The 16639-nt window shown below is 42.2% G+C and carries 16 protein-coding genes; 10 read left to right on the forward strand and 6 right to left on the reverse strand.

The features are described from left to right. The first annotated feature begins 7 nt into the window (after nucleotides 1-7). The 7 genes from ED605_RS06090 to ED605_RS06120 all read left to right on the forward strand — a co-directional run bounded on the left by ED605_RS06090 (nucleotide 8) and on the right by ED605_RS06120 (nucleotide 7629). Nucleotides 8-1693 (forward strand): adenylyl-sulfate reductase subunit alpha, encoded by a 1686-nt coding sequence (locus ED605_RS06090; RefSeq protein WP_121978011.1) that lies wholly within the window; start codon nucleotides 8-10, stop codon nucleotides 1691-1693. After that, on the forward strand, nucleotides 1677-2000 hold the full coding sequence (locus ED605_RS06095) for a 4Fe-4S dicluster domain-containing protein (RefSeq protein ID WP_121978012.1): 324 nt from the start codon (nucleotides 1677-1679) through the stop codon (nucleotides 1998-2000). The genes ED605_RS06090 and ED605_RS06095 overlap by 17 nt, the downstream gene beginning before the upstream one ends. 18 nt (nucleotides 2001-2018) lie before the next feature. Further along, nucleotides 2019-2819 carry a sulfate adenylyltransferase subunit CysD gene (gene cysD / locus ED605_RS06100; RefSeq protein ID WP_121978013.1) on the forward strand — a complete coding sequence of 267 codons (801 nt, stop codon included), beginning with the start codon at nucleotides 2019-2021 and terminating at the stop codon, nucleotides 2817-2819. A gap of 312 nt (nucleotides 2820-3131) precedes the next feature. Then, nucleotides 3132-4820: a sulfate adenylyltransferase subunit 1 gene (locus tag ED605_RS06105; protein ID WP_121978014.1), complete on the forward strand. Its 1689-nt coding sequence runs from the start codon at nucleotides 3132-3134 to the stop codon at nucleotides 4818-4820. Between the two features lie 15 nt (nucleotides 4821-4835). Continuing rightward, nucleotides 4836-6461 carry a nitrite/sulfite reductase gene (locus tag ED605_RS06110; protein WP_225419060.1) on the forward strand — a complete coding sequence of 542 codons (1626 nt, stop codon included), beginning with the start codon at nucleotides 4836-4838 and terminating at the stop codon, nucleotides 6459-6461. Beyond that, nucleotides 6458-6910 carry a flavodoxin domain-containing protein gene (locus tag ED605_RS06115; protein ID WP_121978016.1) on the forward strand — a complete coding sequence of 151 codons (453 nt, stop codon included), beginning with the start codon at nucleotides 6458-6460 and terminating at the stop codon, nucleotides 6908-6910. Before ED605_RS06110 ends, ED605_RS06115 begins: the two co-directional genes overlap by 4 nt. Before the next feature lie 14 nt (nucleotides 6911-6924). Then, the gene (locus tag ED605_RS06120; RefSeq protein WP_121978017.1) at nucleotides 6925-7629 is read left to right on the forward strand and encodes a sirohydrochlorin chelatase; all 705 of its coding nucleotides are present in this window, start codon (nucleotides 6925-6927) and stop codon (nucleotides 7627-7629) included. 121 nt (nucleotides 7630-7750) lie between these two features. On the opposite strand, the gene ED605_RS06125 is transcribed toward ED605_RS06120, so the two are convergent. Next, a complete protein-coding gene (locus tag ED605_RS06125) occupies nucleotides 7751-8524 on the reverse strand; it encodes a DUF2705 family protein (protein ID WP_121978018.1) in 774 nt (257 codons plus the stop codon). Beyond that, nucleotides 8524-9393 (reverse strand): ABC transporter ATP-binding protein, encoded by an 870-nt coding sequence (locus tag ED605_RS06130; protein WP_121978019.1) that lies wholly within the window; start codon nucleotides 9391-9393, stop codon nucleotides 8524-8526. The genes ED605_RS06125 and ED605_RS06130 overlap by 1 nt, the downstream gene beginning before the upstream one ends. Before the next feature lie 600 nt (nucleotides 9394-9993). Here ED605_RS06130 and ED605_RS06135 point away from each other — a divergent pair. Together ED605_RS06135 and ED605_RS06140 are read left to right on the forward strand one after the other, a co-directional pair. Next, entirely contained in the window at nucleotides 9994-10431 is a 438-nt protein-coding gene (locus tag ED605_RS06135; RefSeq protein WP_121978020.1) for a hypothetical protein, read from the forward strand. 283 nt (nucleotides 10432-10714) lie between these two features. Further along, nucleotides 10715-11164, forward strand: coding sequence for an SAP domain-containing protein (locus ED605_RS06140; RefSeq protein WP_225419061.1), 450 nt, complete (start codon nucleotides 10715-10717; stop codon nucleotides 11162-11164). 192 nt (nucleotides 11165-11356) lie between these two features. Here the strand turns inward: ED605_RS06140 and ED605_RS06145 are convergent, their stop codons facing one another. Continuing rightward, a complete protein-coding gene (locus tag ED605_RS06145; RefSeq protein ID WP_225419062.1) occupies nucleotides 11357-12148 on the reverse strand; it encodes a CPBP family intramembrane glutamic endopeptidase in 792 nt (263 codons plus the stop codon). 707 nt (nucleotides 12149-12855) lie between these two features. Here ED605_RS06145 and ED605_RS06155 point away from each other — a divergent pair. After that, the gene (locus ED605_RS06155; protein ID WP_162919761.1) at nucleotides 12856-13623 is read left to right on the forward strand and encodes an aminoglycoside adenylyltransferase domain-containing protein; all 768 of its coding nucleotides are present in this window, start codon (nucleotides 12856-12858) and stop codon (nucleotides 13621-13623) included. 311 nt (nucleotides 13624-13934) lie between these two features. Here the strand turns inward: ED605_RS06155 and ED605_RS06160 are convergent, their stop codons facing one another. The 3 genes from ED605_RS06160 to ED605_RS06170 form a co-directional block, all read right to left on the reverse strand. Continuing rightward, a complete protein-coding gene (locus ED605_RS06160; protein ID WP_121978022.1) occupies nucleotides 13935-14546 on the reverse strand; it encodes a YdeI/OmpD-associated family protein in 612 nt (203 codons plus the stop codon). A 74-nt stretch (nucleotides 14547-14620) separates the two neighbouring features. Further along, on the reverse strand, nucleotides 14621-14890 hold the full coding sequence (locus tag ED605_RS06165) for a hypothetical protein (RefSeq protein WP_121978023.1): 270 nt from the start codon (nucleotides 14888-14890) through the stop codon (nucleotides 14621-14623). A gap of 93 nt (nucleotides 14891-14983) precedes the next feature. Further along, nucleotides 14984-16315 carry a dihydrolipoyl dehydrogenase family protein gene (locus ED605_RS06170; protein WP_121978024.1) on the reverse strand — a complete coding sequence of 444 codons (1332 nt, stop codon included), beginning with the start codon at nucleotides 16313-16315 and terminating at the stop codon, nucleotides 14984-14986. Between the last annotated feature and the right edge of the window lie 324 nt (nucleotides 16316-16639).

Genomic DNA, 16639 nt, shown 5'->3' on the forward strand with positions numbered 1-16639 from the left:
CAATGTGATGAAACAACAACTCATTGAAACCGATCTCTTGATTATCGGTGGCGGCACGGCCGGTTGCTACGCCGCTAAAACGGCCGCCAAACTCAATCCCGATTTAAAAATCGTGATTGCCGAAAAGGCCGATATTCGTCGAAGTGGTTGCCTAGCATCAGGGGTCAACGCACTAAATGCCTATATTACCAAGGGCAAAACGCCTGACTTTTATGTTGATTACGCGACCAATGATGCTGCCGGCATTGTTCGGGGCGATCTACTGTTAACGCTAAGTCAGCGACTCAATAAAGTCACCGCTGATCTCGAAAAAATGGGGTTGGTGATTCTCAAGGATCAAAATGGAGATTACGTTGCCCGGGGTGATCGCAATATTAAAATCAACGGTGAAAATATCAAGCCGATTTTGGCTCGGGCAGCTCGTCGTCAGCGTCACGTTAAAATCATCAATCACGTTAACATCGTCGATTACCTGGTTGACCACCAACGGATATATGGCGCCGTGGGCTTTAGTCCGCTAGCTGAAGTTGCCTACATTTTTCATGCCAAGGCCGTCATTGTTGCTACTGGTGGTGCTTCAGGTCTTTATCGACCGAATAATCCGGGCTTTTCCAAACACAAAATGTGGTATTCCCCGTTCAATACCGGCGCCGGTTATGCAATGGGCATGCGGGCGGGAGCTGAAATGACCACTTTTGAAATGCGATTTATCGCCTTGCGATGCAAAGACACCATCGCCCCCACTGGCACAATTGCCCAAGGAGTTGGTGCCAAGCAAATCAATGCTCTCGGAGAAGTATATGAAACCAAATACGGCTTACGGACTTCGGAGCGGGTGTACGGCACGGTAAAGGAAAATCAGGAAGGCCGCGGTCCCTGCTACCTACGGACCGTTGGCATTACCAAGCAACAGGAAGAAGATCTCTATCATGCCTATTTGAATATGGCACCGGGGCAAACCCTCCGTTGGTTGGAAAATCAGGGCCCGCGGGAACAAAACGTGGAGATTGAAGGCACCGAGCCTTACATTGTCGGTGGTCATTCAGCCAGTGGTTACTGGGTTGATACTGATCGACAAACCACCATCCACGGACTTTTCGCCGCTGGTGATGTGGCCGGTGGCGCACCTCAAAAATACGTGACCGGTGCCTTGGCAGAGGGTGAAATTGCGGCTGAGGCAGTCGTTCGCCAGTTTCAACAATTATCGATTACTTTTCCCGACGTACTTAACGTGACTGCTCAAGCCATCATTCATCAAGCTGAACAGTATTTGACTCAACCGCACCCTACCAAGACAATTTCAGAGATCGAAACGGCGATGCAAACGGTGATGGACCAGGATGCCGGTGGCATTTCTCAATATTACGGGTACACCACAGCCCAGTTAACAACCGCGGCCGAAAAAATCACCCAACTTCAACAGGCACTTCACCAAGTCCGCGCCCATAATATGCACGATTTAATGAGCCTTTACGAGGTTCGCGAGCGGCTATTGGTTTGCCAATGCGTGATTGCCCATTTGAAAGCCCGCAAAGAGACCCGCTGGCACAGTTTCGCGGAAAATTTGGATTATCCCAACCCCGACGATCCCCATTTCAAAAAGTACGTTAACTCTGTCTATCGCAACGGCCACGTCAAAATTATTTATCGGGATTTAGTGAAAAGAGATGAACGCTATGAGCATCAGAATTGATAAAGAAAAATGTAACGGTTGCGGACTATGCGCGGATATCTGCCCGGGAAATCTGATCAAAATGGTCGGCGAAGGCAAAAATCGGAAAGCTGAAATGGCGTATCCGGATGAATGTTGGGGTTGCATGTCTTGTGTCAAAATCTGCCCAAAGCACGCCATCGAATTTTACCTGGGCGATGATATCGGTGGTCAAGGAACATCATTAATTGCTGAAGCCAACCATCGGGAAATTGACTGGACAGCCTGTCGCAAAGGTTGCATTTTAGAAAAGATTATCACGTCGCGTCAGGAAGCCAATAAGTATTGATTAGAAAGGATGCAGAAAATGGATCATTTAGATGAATTGGAAGCGGAGAGTATCTATATTCTGCGCGAAGCATATAAAAACTTGGGAAAATTAGGCTTATTGTGGTCAATCGGTAAGGACTCAACGGTTTTACTCTGGTTGGTCAAAAAAGCCTTCTATGGCCAAACACCATTCCCATTTATTCACGTTGACACCAGTTTTGAAATGCCGGAAGTCATTGAGTATCGGGATCGGATGGCCAAAAAATTAGGACTTGATCTGATTGTTTATACCAATCAGAAAGCGTTAGACGAGGGTGTCAACCCGAAACTGGGTCGTTTGCTATGTTGCGGTGCTTTAAAAACCGTTGCTTTAAATCAAGTAATTCATAAATATTCATTTGACGGTTTAATCGTGGGTGTTCGTCAGGACGAGGAAGGGTCGCGTTCCAAGGAGCGGATTTTCTCCGAACGGACCAAGCAGGATAAATGGGATTATACCAATCAACCGCCTGAGTTGTGGGACGAATTTAAAACTGACTTTCCAAAGGGCAACCACATCCGAGTCCATCCCCTACTTCACTGGACGGAGTTGGACATTTGGGAATACATTCAGCGTGAAAATGTTCCGATTATTGATTTGTATTTTGCCAAAAATCACCGGCGCTATCGAAGTCTGGGGTGTGCGCCATGTACCGGTTCGGTTAAATCGGATGCTAAGAATATCGCCGAAATTATTGAAGAACTAAAGCAGACCAAGGTCAGCGAACGAGCGGGCCGAGCCCAGGATAAGGAGGACGCGTACGCCATGCAGAAATTGAGGCAGGGGGGATATATGTAGTGAGCAGTGAGCGGATCCCAGCGGTTAATCTACGGAGACTAAGGCGTCGAATGGTGAAAAGCCTGGGTTTGGCTTTTGGCCATTCGATCCCTTAGACGCAGTAGATTGCTGGGAGGAGCTGTCCTAAAATCAGTGAGCGGACAAAAGCGGTTAACACCCGGAGGATAAGGCGTCGATTTGGGAAAGCCTGGTTTTGGCTTTTTCAAATCGAACCCTTATCTGGAGTGGTGTTGCTTTTTGGGAGCTGTCCTAAGAATAGTGAGCAAACCCCGGCCCTTAGCACCAACTTCCCAATGAAAGGAGTTACCACAAATGAAAGAACCAGCCTTACACATCGTCATGGTTGGCCACGTCGATCATGGTAAATCAACCGTGATTGGCCGGTTGCTATATGATACCAAAGCCTTACCAGAAGGCACCATTGATAAAGTCAAACGAATTGCAAAAGAAACCGGAAAACCCTTTGAATATGCCTATTTATTGGATGCCTTTGAAGAAGAACAAAAACAGGGAATTACGATTGATACCACTCAGCTGCAATTTAAAACGGCTAAGCGCGAATATGTGATCATCGACGCGCCCGGTCACCAGGAATTTTTAAAAAATATGATTTCAGGTGCTTCCAACGCGGAAGTGGCCTTCCTGATTGTTGATGCGGCCCGGGGCGTTGAGGAACAAACCAAACGCCATGCTTATATCTTGCGACTACTGGGGATTAAAAAAATCTATGTCCTGATTAATAAAATGGACTTGGTTGATTATCAACAGGCCAAATTTGAAGCGGTTAAGCAACAAGTGGCCGATTTCCTTGCAACGCTGCATCTGAAGCCAGCCGGCTACCTGCCGATTTCCGCTTACTATGGCGAAAACTTACTGAAAACTTCTAAAAAACTGGCTTGGTATCATGGCAAAAGTTTTATTGAAACCTTGGATCAAATTGAAACAGCTGATCAACCGATCGATAAACCCCTTCGACTCCCAATCCAGGACGTTTTTAAATTCGATGATCGTCGAATTATTGCCGGTCGAATTGAGGCCGGTACCCTAAAAGTCGGCGATCAGATTACCATCTACCCAAGCGGTCGTCAGACAGAAGTCACCGCCTTTGCCAACTGGGCACCAAAAGACGCCAAAGCCCAAGCTTCAGCCGGCCAATCCGTTGGTATCATGCTTAAGGAGGAATTTTTTAACCAGCGCGGCGAAGTTATTACCAGAACTGACGAACAGGCCAACGCCCCGATTGTCACCAACGTGTTGCAAACCAATCTTTTCTGGATGGGCCAGGCACCGTTAGTAACCGGAAAGGTTTATAAATTAAAAATTGCGACGCAGCAAGTTAATGTCAAAGTGCTTAAAATCTTAAAAGTCACGGATGCGGCGACTTTAGCCGCAAGAAAAGATGCAGAGGTGAAATTAAACGATGTGGCAGAAGTGGTCTTTCAGGCCGAGCAGCCACTCGTGTATGATTTCTTCGATCAACAGCACGTTACCGGCCGCTTCGTGGTAGTGGACGGCTACGATGTGGCAGGCGGCGGCACGATTACCGAGAAGTATCAAGGCGAGGTGGCCTTAAAGGGTGGCGACTTCACGGACAACACCCACCACTATCAAATCAACATTTTTGATACCTATCGGCTGACTGGTGGCGGCCAAATTGAAACGGATGAATACCAGGGGCAATTTGCTTTGAACGCGCCATTACCACTGGCGGATCAAGGTTACCACTATCCAAGCAGTTTTAATCTGATTTTACCGCGTCAAGATCGGGTACTGCTTGTCCGTGACGGTCGTTTCAAGGGCTCGGTGGCTTTAGATGACCAAATTAATTGGCAGCTGCCAACCGTTAACCAGATCGGCGCCAAGATCAACATCCGGCGTGCCGAAGATCTTCAGGCATTTTTGGCTGAACAGGAAACTTTAAATGATAAAACTAAAGCGGCGTTTTACCAGAAATGGCTGGACTTTAACGCCTATCACCAAGTTGTGATCGAAAATATTTAAAAGCGAGGGATGCATATGAGTTATAAAGTTACCTGGGCGGATCAACGGATTAATAAAAACGAAAAGGCCAAATTAAAAGAGGACGGACTGGATGTTTTTAAAGATCTACCGGAGTTGGTCAAACACCCCTTTTCAGAAATTGACAAAAGTTACTATATGTACTTCAAATTTGCCGGTTTAACAGTTCAACGTCCCCAAGACAAGGGTTATTTTATGATGAGAATCAAGATCCCCGGTGGCCGGCTGAACTTAAAGCAGGCCGAACACATCGCTTGGTTGGCTAACACTTACGGTCGGGGAATTGTTGATTTGACGACCCGACAGGCAGTCCAATATCACTGGATCCCATTTGAAAAATTACCCGAAATTTTTGCCGGGATTAACGACGTCGGCCTGACAACCATGGGTGCGGAGGGCGATATTACCAGAAATATCGTCGACAACCCCCTTTCCGGCATTGATGCAAACGAATTGTTCGACACTCGACAAACGGTTTTGGATGTCTATCAACGGTTTCAAGGTAACCGGGATTATTCCAACTTACCACGAAAATTCAAAATTTCTATTAATAGTAACATTTATAATGCCGGCAATGCTGAAATCAATGACCTGGCATTTATTCCCGCAACCAAGGAACTTAACGGCCAAACCACTCGAGGCTTCAACGTCAAAATCGGCGGTGGGCTGGGCATGCTGCCCTATTTAGGGTTAGCCATGAATATTTTCGTGACCCCTGATCAGGTAGCGGACGTTGCCGAAGCGGTAGTGACACTCTACCGCGATTATGGGCCACGTCGCAGCCGAGCGAAATCCAGGTTAAAGTTTCTGATTCAGGATTGGGGCGTTCAAAAATTTGAAACGGCATTACGTGAAAAAGTTCCCGGCCTTCAAACGGCTGGCCATAGTGAAATTGTTGGTTGGTCAAATGGGACGGCGCTTGGCGTTCATCCTCAGCGGCAAGCCGGTTATTACTACATCGGCGTCAGTGTTCCTGCCGGCCGACTTTCCGGGGATGATTTTCAAGCCTTCGTCGATTTGGCAAAAAAATACGGCCGTGATGAACTGCGCCTCGATCACGGTCAAAACCTGATTTTACCGTATATTGCCGAGAAGGATTTGGCGGCGGTCAAATCAGCTGAAGTTTTTAAGCGCTTTTCAATTACCCCGCACCGATTATTGGATTTTGGAACTACGTGTACCGGGATCGAATATTGTAATTTGGCCAATGCCCACACCAAGGAAATCTTTAAACCGCTACTTAACGAGTTGGACAAGCGCTTCACCTTTGAAAAGCCGGTAACCATTACCTTAACCGGCTGTGGTAACAACTGCGCTCATCGAAGCATTGCCGACATCGGCATTGAAGGTGTTCGGGCCAGAACCCAGGCCGGCGATCACGCGGAGGGCTATGTCTTATCCGTTGGCGGTAGTTTATTAAACGGTGGTCACTTTACCGAGCCGCTTAAAGGAAAATTCTCAAAGGATCAGTTGGCAGACGCTTTGAGCGCTATTTTACAAGATTATCAGGATCAAAAGCTGCCTGAAGAAAGTTTCTATGATTTCTTTTTGCGTCAGAAAGCACCTCATTTTCAATCGTTGGTGGACCAGTATCGATCACAATTACAGGAGGTTTTAAAATGAAAGTTAAAATTATTTATACCAGTTTAACCGGTAATACTCAGGAAGCTGTCGACGTGTTAACGGATGCCTTAGACGAAAAAGGAGCGGAAGTTGACGTCCTCGACAGTGAAGACGGCATCGAAGTTGATGATTTTTTTACCGACGCGGACGCTTACGTGTTGGCAAGTTACAGCGACGGTGATAATGGTGAATTACCGGACGGCATCGTCGATTTTTCCGATGATTTAACCGATTTTGATTTATCCGGGAAAAAGGTGGCCGTGATCGGCACCGGTGATTCAAGCTATGATGAATTCTGTGGTGCCGTTGATATCTTGGAAAAACAGGTTCGAGACGCCAATGCTACTTTAATTGCCCCGTCACTTAAGATTGAAAATGCGCCGGATGACGACGCCATAGCCGAACTCGAACAGTTGGCGCAAACACTGACAACTAAAGTGGCGGAGTAAAGGGGGGGCCAACTATGACAGAAGGCATTCTTTACGTCTTGCACGGTCGGCGTGGCAAAATTCCCAAATCAAATATCGAACTGCTTCAAGCTTACCTGGCTCAATCGGGCATCCCGTCAATTATCAGCTTTCTTGAAGGTCAGCAGCAGACGCTTGAAGATGGGGTTCGTTTTCTTCAAGATCGGGTTGATCAACTAACCGTGGTGCCGGTATTATTATTTTCAGCGACGCACATTCGCTGGGACATCCCCAGACGAATCAACGCCGTCATCCGATCAGACCGTTCCTTTAACATTTTGAAACCTTTGGCAACCACCGAAGCGGTTTTTGATTACTTAAATCAGCAGTTGCAATCAGCTGTTCACCAGTTTCCCAACCGTAAAATCTTGATTGTCGCTCACGGCACGCCCCATTTCCCGGAACCGTACCAGCAGTTGACCGCTTTGGGTGATCGGCTACAATCAGCCATTAACGTGCCCATCCTTTGTGCCAACCACATTGGCCACCATTTAGTCAAAGAGGTGTTGGCAGAGGAAACCGCGCCATTGATTGTCCAACGATTGTTTTTGACGGACGGCCGACTCGCCAACCGCATTAAGAAAAACGTATTAAGTATTCAGCCTGATAGCATTTTCCTGCCCACACTGGAAGATCAACCCGTCATTACAGCAGCGATCAGTGAACGGCTCAACCAATACCGCTTGGCGGTTAATCAATAATCGTCAGTCTTAATAATTTAATGTCCCAATTGTGGTAAAAACCGGGTATCCCAAAAACAGATACCTGGTTTTTACGCTGACAAATCGTTAACAGGATGATTTCAAAATTAAGTTGTTTAATTTAGATGCGCTTATGTTCAAACGCCCAAAAAGCCAATACTAAGAAAACAATACTGTATCCAACATTTCCTAAAATCAGTTGTTTGAGTGTTAGTAACGTCGTACTGTATGTTCCAGGATATGACCATTCATTTGACATATTAAGCATATTGAACGGGTTCCATCTAATCAGTGGGAAGTTCGAGGCCGCATTTCTAATTAACATAGAGGACACTGTTTGACCAATAAAAACAACTGTAAGTCCGCTTGCAACCGCAACTGCTGAAGTTTTGGTTGCACAAGCCAGTAGGAAAATCAATCCAACAATAATGATCGACCCAAAAAAGTCCAACACACATTCATCAAATAAATTTACCAAAATCGTTTGGTGATAAATATACAGACTAAAGAATGGATATTTAGAACCATAAGTCAGCCATTTAACTGGAAACGTTAATACAAAAACCAATCCGTGTAAATAAGCATCGTAAATTAAAACGGTCACAAATTTAGAAACAAAAATTCGGATCTTTTCTTTATCTTGAATCACCAGATGTTTAATTGTCCCGTATTCATATTCCATTGAAATGATGGTTGAACTTACAATGATGATAACTGTAGTTGCCCACTCCGTCCCGGCAAACGTAGCGGTAATATAGAATTGCGCATCACTGGCACTAACATTTCTCACCATCATACCAACGGCCAACATTGCTAAGGCTAAAAAAATTGGCGTATAAAGTGTGCTTCGTTTATGGAGTAATTTATAGATTTCTTCGTTGATTAGGTTTAACATTAGCGATCTTTCCCCCTGCTTTCATTTGCCATCATAGTTAATACCGAGTCTTCAAGATTTTCTTGGAAATGGCCAACGTCTTCAATTTTAATTTTGTTAGATAGCAGGTCATTAAACAATTGATTCAAGTTGCTGCTTTGCGATAAGGGAACCTGGACGCCATTTTGACTTTTAGTAGCGCTGATTTTATCCTTAATCAAAGTTCTTGTGCATCGAGTATCATCATCAGTTTTTAGAAAGAGATAGTTTGCACCAATCGCATGCAAATGCTTCATGGAAGTTGCTAGAATGACTTGCCCCTTATCCAAAAGAACCACTTGGTCAATCATCTTTTCAAGTTCACTTAAAATATGACTGGAAATCAAAAAACTAATTCCTTTTTCCGCCAATCTCATAATTAGATCCCTTAATTCTCGATTAGACATTGGGTCAAGGCCATTCATCGGTTCATCTAAAATAACGACATCCGGATGATTAAGAAGGGCGCTTGCAATCCCCATTTTTTGCTTCATTCCTAGGGAATAGTGGACTACCCGCTTATCAATATACTTAGTCATCGCCATTTCTTTAACAATTACATTAACGTTGGCTGCATTTTGGTGTGAATAAAGCATTAGTTGTTGGCGGCCCGTTAAAAATGGATAAATCGCTGGACTTTCGATTAAGGCCCCAACAGTTCCTTTTGAAGAAACTGTCCCGGAGTCTGCTTTATAAATTCCCAGAATTATTTTCATAATTGTTGATTTTCCAACTCCGTTTGGCCCGATTAACCCAACAATGGCGCCTTTTGGAATATCAAAACTGACGCTTTTTAAAACCTGCCTCTTACCAAAACGTTTGGATACATCCCTGACGCTTAAAATATTCACGTGAATTGCCTCCTCAAAAATTAATGACATAGGTTCAATCACAACCTGTCGTGAAACATAATATGGAAAAGATCTCTAGTGATCACACATCTACAAGGGATGTTTTTCCATAAATAGGGTTAATGGTTGCTTTATCCTTTTCATGAGGTGTTTATTTTACCTACAATCAATAATATACACTTCATTGTTATTAAATAAAGTACTTAAACATTATGTAATTACTTAATATAATACTTTGCTACATTTTAAAAAACACAACAAATGCCCTTAAGTCAAGATAATAAAGAGTATTTTAAAATAATATCATATAACTATAATATTATGCGTTATTTTTACGGTTATTTCTTTATTTTTCCTACTATGTAAGAATATAATAACTGTAATTAAGATTGAGTGCTCTATATAATAACTTTTTTAATTATCATTAAATTAAAAGTAAAGAAATAGATAATTTCCGATTTGTAGATACGGTGTCTTTGCTAGACTTCTATTCTAAAATGTAGTAATTTTCAGAATGAAAGCGTTTCATATATATAAATCATTCATGTTTTGCGTATTTTTTTAAGTTTCTAAAGCCTTTTAAGGAAGAAGATTTTTATTATGAAATTAAAGATCGCAAAGGTTTTCCTATTAATAACACTTGCTTCAATAACTCTTGTTGGGTGTGGCACATCACAATCTTCCACTTCAAATAAGCCACACAACAACTGGACTGATGTTTATAATCGCTCTGGCAAAAAAGTCGCAACTTTTTCTAAGCAAAAATGGATAAACTATTTCTCTGATTTTCCCGGAAGCGGACACGGTAACGTTAAAAAATCTAGTCTTCCTGCTGGCTCAAAGCTCAAATTCAAATATGTTCTTCACCAGCGAACAAAAAATGAAAAAGCAATATTAAAGGTCTATTCCAACAAGTATGCCTCTCTAAGCGCGCATTCACATCAGGGGGTTGCTGATCAAGATATTCCTAATCTTATCTGGAAATTAAGCAACCAAACGTATAACAAAGTTACAAATCCAAAAGCTTTTACAAAATAATTGTTTAAAAATACACAATATTTCAAATTATATTTAAAAACATGCTTTAGCTTGACTGTTTATTTAATAAAATGCAACAAAAGCTCTGCCATCCAACAAAGGACGTAGGGCGTTTTTATCTATACTCTTTGGATAATTAGTAACTCAGCCATCAGTATGCATAAGTTGGTATATCAATGTTAAAATAATCAAAAGTAACAAAATAAAAAAATAAAAATTTCCTGCATGTTTTAAAAAAATAAGTAATTTGTCCATATAATATCAATTCAAGGAAGAAACACTCATGACTCATCTAACAAGAAAAGCTTTTCAAGAAACCTATTTCTACAAAACCGAATTAATCAAGCTCTGCCGCCAGTATGGCCTACCGACTCAGGAAACCAAAGCTGAATTGACTCACTATATCGATCAATTCTTAACTGGCACTCCTGCCAATAAAGTAGCCGCTGTTCGTACTCACTCCTCAAAACCGACCCTTAAGGCTAATCAAATCAGCTTGGATACTCCCGTGGTTGGTGCCGGCTTCTCATTTAACCAAGAGGCTCGAAAATTTTTAAAGGTTTACTTTGGTGTTGAAAAGTTCTCATTCACAAAAGAAATGGCCATTATTAAACGACGGGCTGAAGCAACTCATGATTTAACATTAACTGTAGGCGAACTGTTGGCACAAGCCGAAAGTTTAAGGGCTCATCCATCTTCAATTCTCGCCCATAATCCAGAAGAACAGACCTAGTCAATGGAACCGGTTCGTTAAAGATTTTTGTTGCAGTCCTCAAAGTCGGGCCTTTGCTAAAAAACTGAAGGTAGCTGCACTTCTTTGGCAGCATGTGAAACGTTCAAAGGGCCCTAAACAATACCGAGATCAATTGCTGAACCAATTTGCAGATGAGCTTAAGCCATATCGGAAACGACATTAATCATTCAACTAACGTTTGTTAGTCATTAATTTTTCAATCCAGTCATTTCGTTGATCCAACTTTGTATTTCTTAAATCGTACGCCGTAATTATCAATAGTCCCACGTCAAAGATTAGTGACAAAGTAACTGAATCAGGTACCAGAAATGCGCCATTTAAACCAATCACGATGAAGTCCCATAAGCTGTGAAAAATAATTGGCAGCCATAACGAACCTGATCGAATATAGATAGCACAAAATAAACATCCAATCGAAAGCGCCCCAAGCATTTGGATCAAGGTCGCCGACAAACTTTGTTCCGTTAAGTTCAAAACATGAATACACGCAAATAGCAGGCTGGGGATTAAAACGGCTAAATAAAGATCTTGATGGGTCCAAGTCCCAAGTGCTTTAAGAACTTGCGGAAAAATTAGTCCTCTAAACAGATATTCTTCAGCAATACCGATTAAAGTAGTTCCCGCTAAAATATCCAGAAGCATTGACCACCCACTAAAAGAATGACGAGAAAGCAGGATTATCGTTGCCCCAATCGCCAACAGTATCAGAAAAATTGGTAATGAAAGATAAATTAGATTTTTCAACGGACCCAAGAGTCGATAAAAAACCGGTTGTTTAACGTAAAACCTGTTTAACATGAAAATGATCACCAATACTGGTAGTTCTTGAATCCCAATCAGCCAAAACCAGTCAATTGATCGACCGCTGGGGATTAATGGACGGACTAAAAACGGCAATCCAATAATAATTAAACCAGTGATGCCGATCATGATTGCAACGTTAATCCAATTTTGTTTTTTCACGGTTTTCACACTCTTTTTATAGTTTTATAAATGCTTAGTTTGATAATATCACTTTTATAATAAGGTTAAAATTTATTTTAATGCCTATGAAATTAAAGTGGCTGACAACCTGATCTTTTCATCAGTTATCAGCCACTTTAGAATTTTAACTCAATTATTCATAGTCATTGCCAATCATTTTCATGCCCATAATCTAAACTGGCTGAGAGCTTTTGCCACGTCTCAAAATCGTCTTTTTGACTGGCAGCTCAGCTAAGGCCCGGTCAACCGAATTTTCACCCGCCAAAAAGTGAAGTGGTGGATTTGCCATTCGGCTCAATTTTATGATCCCTTTTGCCAACAAGTCCGGCGAGCCAATTTACTGACCAGATTTTGCTTCAATCTGTTCGTTAGTTGCATGAACTGTTTGATCATAATCCTGAATAGTTCTGGGTGCCGCTTCATGGAAACGTCCTGCCCAATCCGTTCTAAGAGGTTGGTTGCCCTATAGGGGGAATCATTCATTATCCGCTCGTTTTATTCCCAACGAGGACAAAATTCCGAGTAATGATAACCCCCCCGGTACCGATCATTGCCGCTTTAAAGCCGCTGGAAAACACATCCCAACCGTGACAATTCGATAACTAAACTTGCTACTTATCCCCGGTTACCCTTAATATATTAGAAAAGGAATCATCCATGAAACAATAGAATCGAGGATCCCGCTTATGACAAACACTCAGAAATGTCTATCAATGCTTAAATCAACCTATCAAAAAATCCTATCCACTAACTTAGTCGGTATCTATCTTCACGGTTCCTACGTGATGCACAGTTATAATGCATCAATCAGTGACTTAGATTATATCGTAGTAGTAAAAACGCCATTATCCTTTTCAACAAAACAGCAATTGATGACCGTCACCCTCAAGAAACTATGGCCACTCGCCCCAGCAAAGGGATTGGAATTTCATGTGTTACGTTTGTCAGATACTCAGCACTTTCGCCAACCTTTGCCATTTGACTTCCACTTTTCAAAGATGCATTTTCAAAACTACTTGGCAAATCCTGCCCGTTACATTGAAATAATGCACGGAACTGATCCGGATTTAGCTGCTCACTTAACTATTATTAATCATTTTGGTCAAGTCTTGGTGGGCACCCCGATTATTCAGGTTTTTGACCAAGTTCCTGAAATTGACTATTGGCAAAGCATCATCTTTGACATCCAAGACGCTCAAACCAACATTTTAAAACAACCGGTTTATACCATTCTAAATCTTTGTCGAGTGCTGGCTTACAAGCAAGAACGTTTAATCACGTCCAAGCAGTCAGGCGGCCAATGGGGGTTTACTCACCTCGATAGTCAGATGCACCCACTTATTCAGCAGGCACTTCACGTCTACACGAAACCGTCTGCCAATATTGAATTTAAGGCATTGCCAGCCGAGCTAACAGCTTTCGCCACAAAAATGCTTTGGCACTTAGGACTTTAAAACTTACTTGAGAGAGAAACTTAAAACCATAATAGAAAGTCAAATCGCCATTCTACCACTTAAATCCACTTTCATTTAAACGCATAGTACCCAATCATAATAAACAAATCAACCCAAACTAAATTTTACCAGATCATTTGTGTGTTCAGTAATAGTAACTCGTATTAAATACCAGGTGACATAAACTAGAGGGCAACATAAAACATACTCATTGGATTTCACTATTTAACTGGCACAAAAACACCAGCAAAAATTAAAAATCCAAGCAACCCAAGAGATTATCTCGGATTACTTGGATTATCTTCATATTTTCATTTTTCCGGCCAAACCGTCACATAAATGTTGCTCAAACGACCACCATCGTTCCAATGACCAATCATTTTGTGATCACGACAGGCATTTGCAAACTTAGTCATCCTTGACCTAAATAGTTTTGGATCGTTACTTTTAATTTGAATTGTATCAACGCGGACCCTTTGATAAAGGGGTGGACAACTACAGAAATACTCCCAAGCCCCTGGGCGACGTTTTAATGCCCGTTTAATTCTTTTGTCGATGGTGAAATTTTTAGGATCCATATTAGGTAGTTTTGATCTGCCAGCTGCGGTCATCCGACCCAAATATGCCATTCGAATGCACCGAGCCTTATTCAATTCAGACCAGGCACTTCCTGACTTTCTAGGCACAAAACGTTGCATAGCCGGCCGGCTAGGAATAATTACTTTGTAGGTGCTGTCTATCCACCCAAAACACATGGCTTCCTCAACCGCATCAACATACCAAAAGTGACCATTTCCTTTTGGAATTCCACGTTTAACGTTAACCCAACATTCGCTTGCCTGATCACCGTTTTCAGCCAACCATTGCCGGAAAGCCTCTCGATTGGTTACCTTTAATAAATTTTGAGGATTTTGAATACTCATTTTTTAGATAACACTTCTTGCCATAACTTCTTATTAATGGACTGATCATCAAAATTCACTTTCATTAAAAATTATCACTCCTGTTGCTTCTTCTCCAACGCTTTTAACAACTTTTCATTTTGCGAAATCAAAATCCAGTTCTGCTCCATAATCGCCCGCAGAAACCCCACCTTTTCCTGATTGGAACGATCAGTAAAATTAGCGGTATCACTGTCTCTAAGTAATTTTTTGCTATCCAGTTCGCTTAGAATAGCTTCAACTTGGGACTCGGTTTCTTCACTTAAGTCACTCAATCCACGATCTGCCATAATACCGGCTACTTTTCGATTGTCAAATAATGCCATAACCATACCCTCCTAAAGGTAAGAAAAAAGAGGATTGGCCCCCTCTTTTCACGATAATTGTTCTTAAGTCGATTACTTGAATGACATCCAGATTTATAGCTGGGCCCATGCGGAAGAACTGATTGATGGGAATAGGTAAACCAATCGGCCAAGTTCTTCAGGACCAAACTTGAATTCAATAGCTGGTAATAACGTATTAATCACGTTATCCGCTTGCTCACTGACTTCAGTAACTCCAATTAGATGATGCTGTTTATCAAAAAATAGAGAGTTATCACCCATGGTTTCATTATCAACTTGACGATACCAGTCATCAGGCAAGTAGTTGGTTTCAACGTCATCTCCATTCTCCTTGGCTTCTTCTACGGAAACACCAGCTTTGGCAATTCTTGGAGAAGTAAAGACAACCGATGGGATAACCGGATAATGGATCGGCTCGCTGCTTTGACCCGAGAACCGCTTAAAAAGATAAGTTGACTCAAAGATCGCGGTGGGCGTTAACTTTGGTTGTGTTTTATCAATCACATCACCGGAAGCATAGATGTTGTCAACGTTGGTTTGAAGATAATCGTTCACCTCGACACCATTTTGATTATAGTGAACGCCCACTTCATCCAAACCGATGTTTTCAACATTTGGAATTCGACCAGTAGCGTCCAAAATCCAGTCAACCGTTAGAGTATGATCATCACCATAGTGAACTTCAAATTGATCGCCGGATTTTTCAAACGCTGAAACGCCGGCATTTTTGATAAATTTGACGCCCCGTTTTTCCAAATCCTTTACCACTTGAGCCACGTATGGATGATAGAATTTCCGCAATGCCCGATCATGATGCATCAAAACTGTCACTTCAGAACCAGCAGCATTGGCAATTGTCGCAAATTCCATACTGATGTAGCCTGAGCCCACAATTGCAATCCGTTTTGGCAACTCGGTCAGACTCATAAATGCCCGACTATCATGTGCCAGTTCAGTGCCAGGGATATCTAATCGATGCGGCCGCAAACCAGTTGAAATCACAATGTTTTTCGCCGTCTTTGATTGGCCGTTAACTGTCACGGTATGCCGATCTTTGAAGCTTCCTTTACCATGAATGACATCAATTCCGGAATCTTTAAGTAAGCCACCAATCATCCCAGGTAATCCCTTAATGACGTCTTGTTTGTGGGCTTCGCTTTTAGTCCAATTGATCGTCAAATTTCCTTCGACGACGCCTTGTAGTCGTTCAACCTCCCGGGTCAGTGCAACCGGCGCATCAAGGGTGATTTTAGCGTTACACCCATAGTTTGGACATGTACCGCCAATCATATCTTCTTCAATAATGCCTACTTTCACACCGGAATGGGCAAGTGGAATGGCACCATCAAAAGTTCCGTGACCACTACCAAGATATAAAACATCGTAATCATACTGATTTGCCATAAAAATTGCCTCCAGTTCACGAAATCGACTACTAAAATAAGCAAAATTCATCATTTCATTGTACACAATTAGTCTCTGACTTCATTATAGCCCACACAAAGATGAGTTACAAAAACTAAGGTTGGGAATCAACAGGTAAATCGGTCAAAAACAGTTTACGTAAAGTGTTCAAAAGCCCTACCGATGCCAACTAAAAACTGATAGTTGCAATAAATAAGAGTACCTTCCATTTGATTTACCCATAACTTAACTATATGATAATGTTGAAAATGATCGCTTATCGGGGGAAAATCATATGAAAAAACGTTTGAACTACTCTCAGTC

The sequence above is a fragment of the Lentilactobacillus raoultii genome (assembly GCF_900411375.1).
In the GTDB taxonomy this organism is placed as follows: Bacteria; Bacillota; Bacilli; order Lactobacillales; family Lactobacillaceae; genus Lentilactobacillus; species Lentilactobacillus raoultii.

Bases quoted from the DNA above. Each gene is read 5' to 3' on its own strand.
- ED605_RS06090 (WP_121978011.1), top strand. From the start codon at position 8: ATGAAACAACAACTCATTGAAACCGATCTCTTGATTATCGGTGGCGGC.
- ED605_RS06095 (WP_121978012.1), top strand. From the start codon at position 1,677: ATGAGCATCAGAATTGATAAAGAAAAATGTAACGGTTGCGGACTATGC.
- cysD (WP_121978013.1), top strand. From the start codon at position 2,019: ATGGATCATTTAGATGAATTGGAAGCGGAGAGTATCTATATTCTGCGC.
- ED605_RS06105 (WP_121978014.1), top strand. From the start codon at position 3,132: ATGAAAGAACCAGCCTTACACATCGTCATGGTTGGCCACGTCGATCAT.
- ED605_RS06110 (WP_225419060.1), top strand. From the start codon at position 4,836: ATGAGTTATAAAGTTACCTGGGCGGATCAACGGATTAATAAAAACGAA.
- ED605_RS06115 (WP_121978016.1), top strand. From the start codon at position 6,458: ATGAAAGTTAAAATTATTTATACCAGTTTAACCGGTAATACTCAGGAA.
- ED605_RS06120 (WP_121978017.1), top strand. From the start codon at position 6,925: ATGACAGAAGGCATTCTTTACGTCTTGCACGGTCGGCGTGGCAAAATT.
- ED605_RS06125 (WP_121978018.1), bottom strand. From the start codon at position 8,524: ATGTTAAACCTAATCAACGAAGAAATCTATAAATTACTCCATAAACGA.
- ED605_RS06135 (WP_121978020.1), top strand. From the start codon at position 9,994: ATGAAATTAAAGATCGCAAAGGTTTTCCTATTAATAACACTTGCTTCA.
- ED605_RS06140 (WP_225419061.1), top strand. From the start codon at position 10,715: ATGACTCATCTAACAAGAAAAGCTTTTCAAGAAACCTATTTCTACAAA.
- ED605_RS06155 (WP_162919761.1), top strand. From the start codon at position 12,856: ATGACAAACACTCAGAAATGTCTATCAATGCTTAAATCAACCTATCAA.
- ED605_RS06160 (WP_121978022.1), bottom strand. From the start codon at position 14,546: ATGAGTATTCAAAATCCTCAAAATTTATTAAAGGTAACCAATCGAGAG.
- ED605_RS06165 (WP_121978023.1), bottom strand. From the start codon at position 14,890: ATGGCATTATTTGACAATCGAAAAGTAGCCGGTATTATGGCAGATCGT.
- ED605_RS06170 (WP_121978024.1), bottom strand. From the start codon at position 16,315: ATGGCAAATCAGTATGATTACGATGTTTTATATCTTGGTAGTGGTCAC.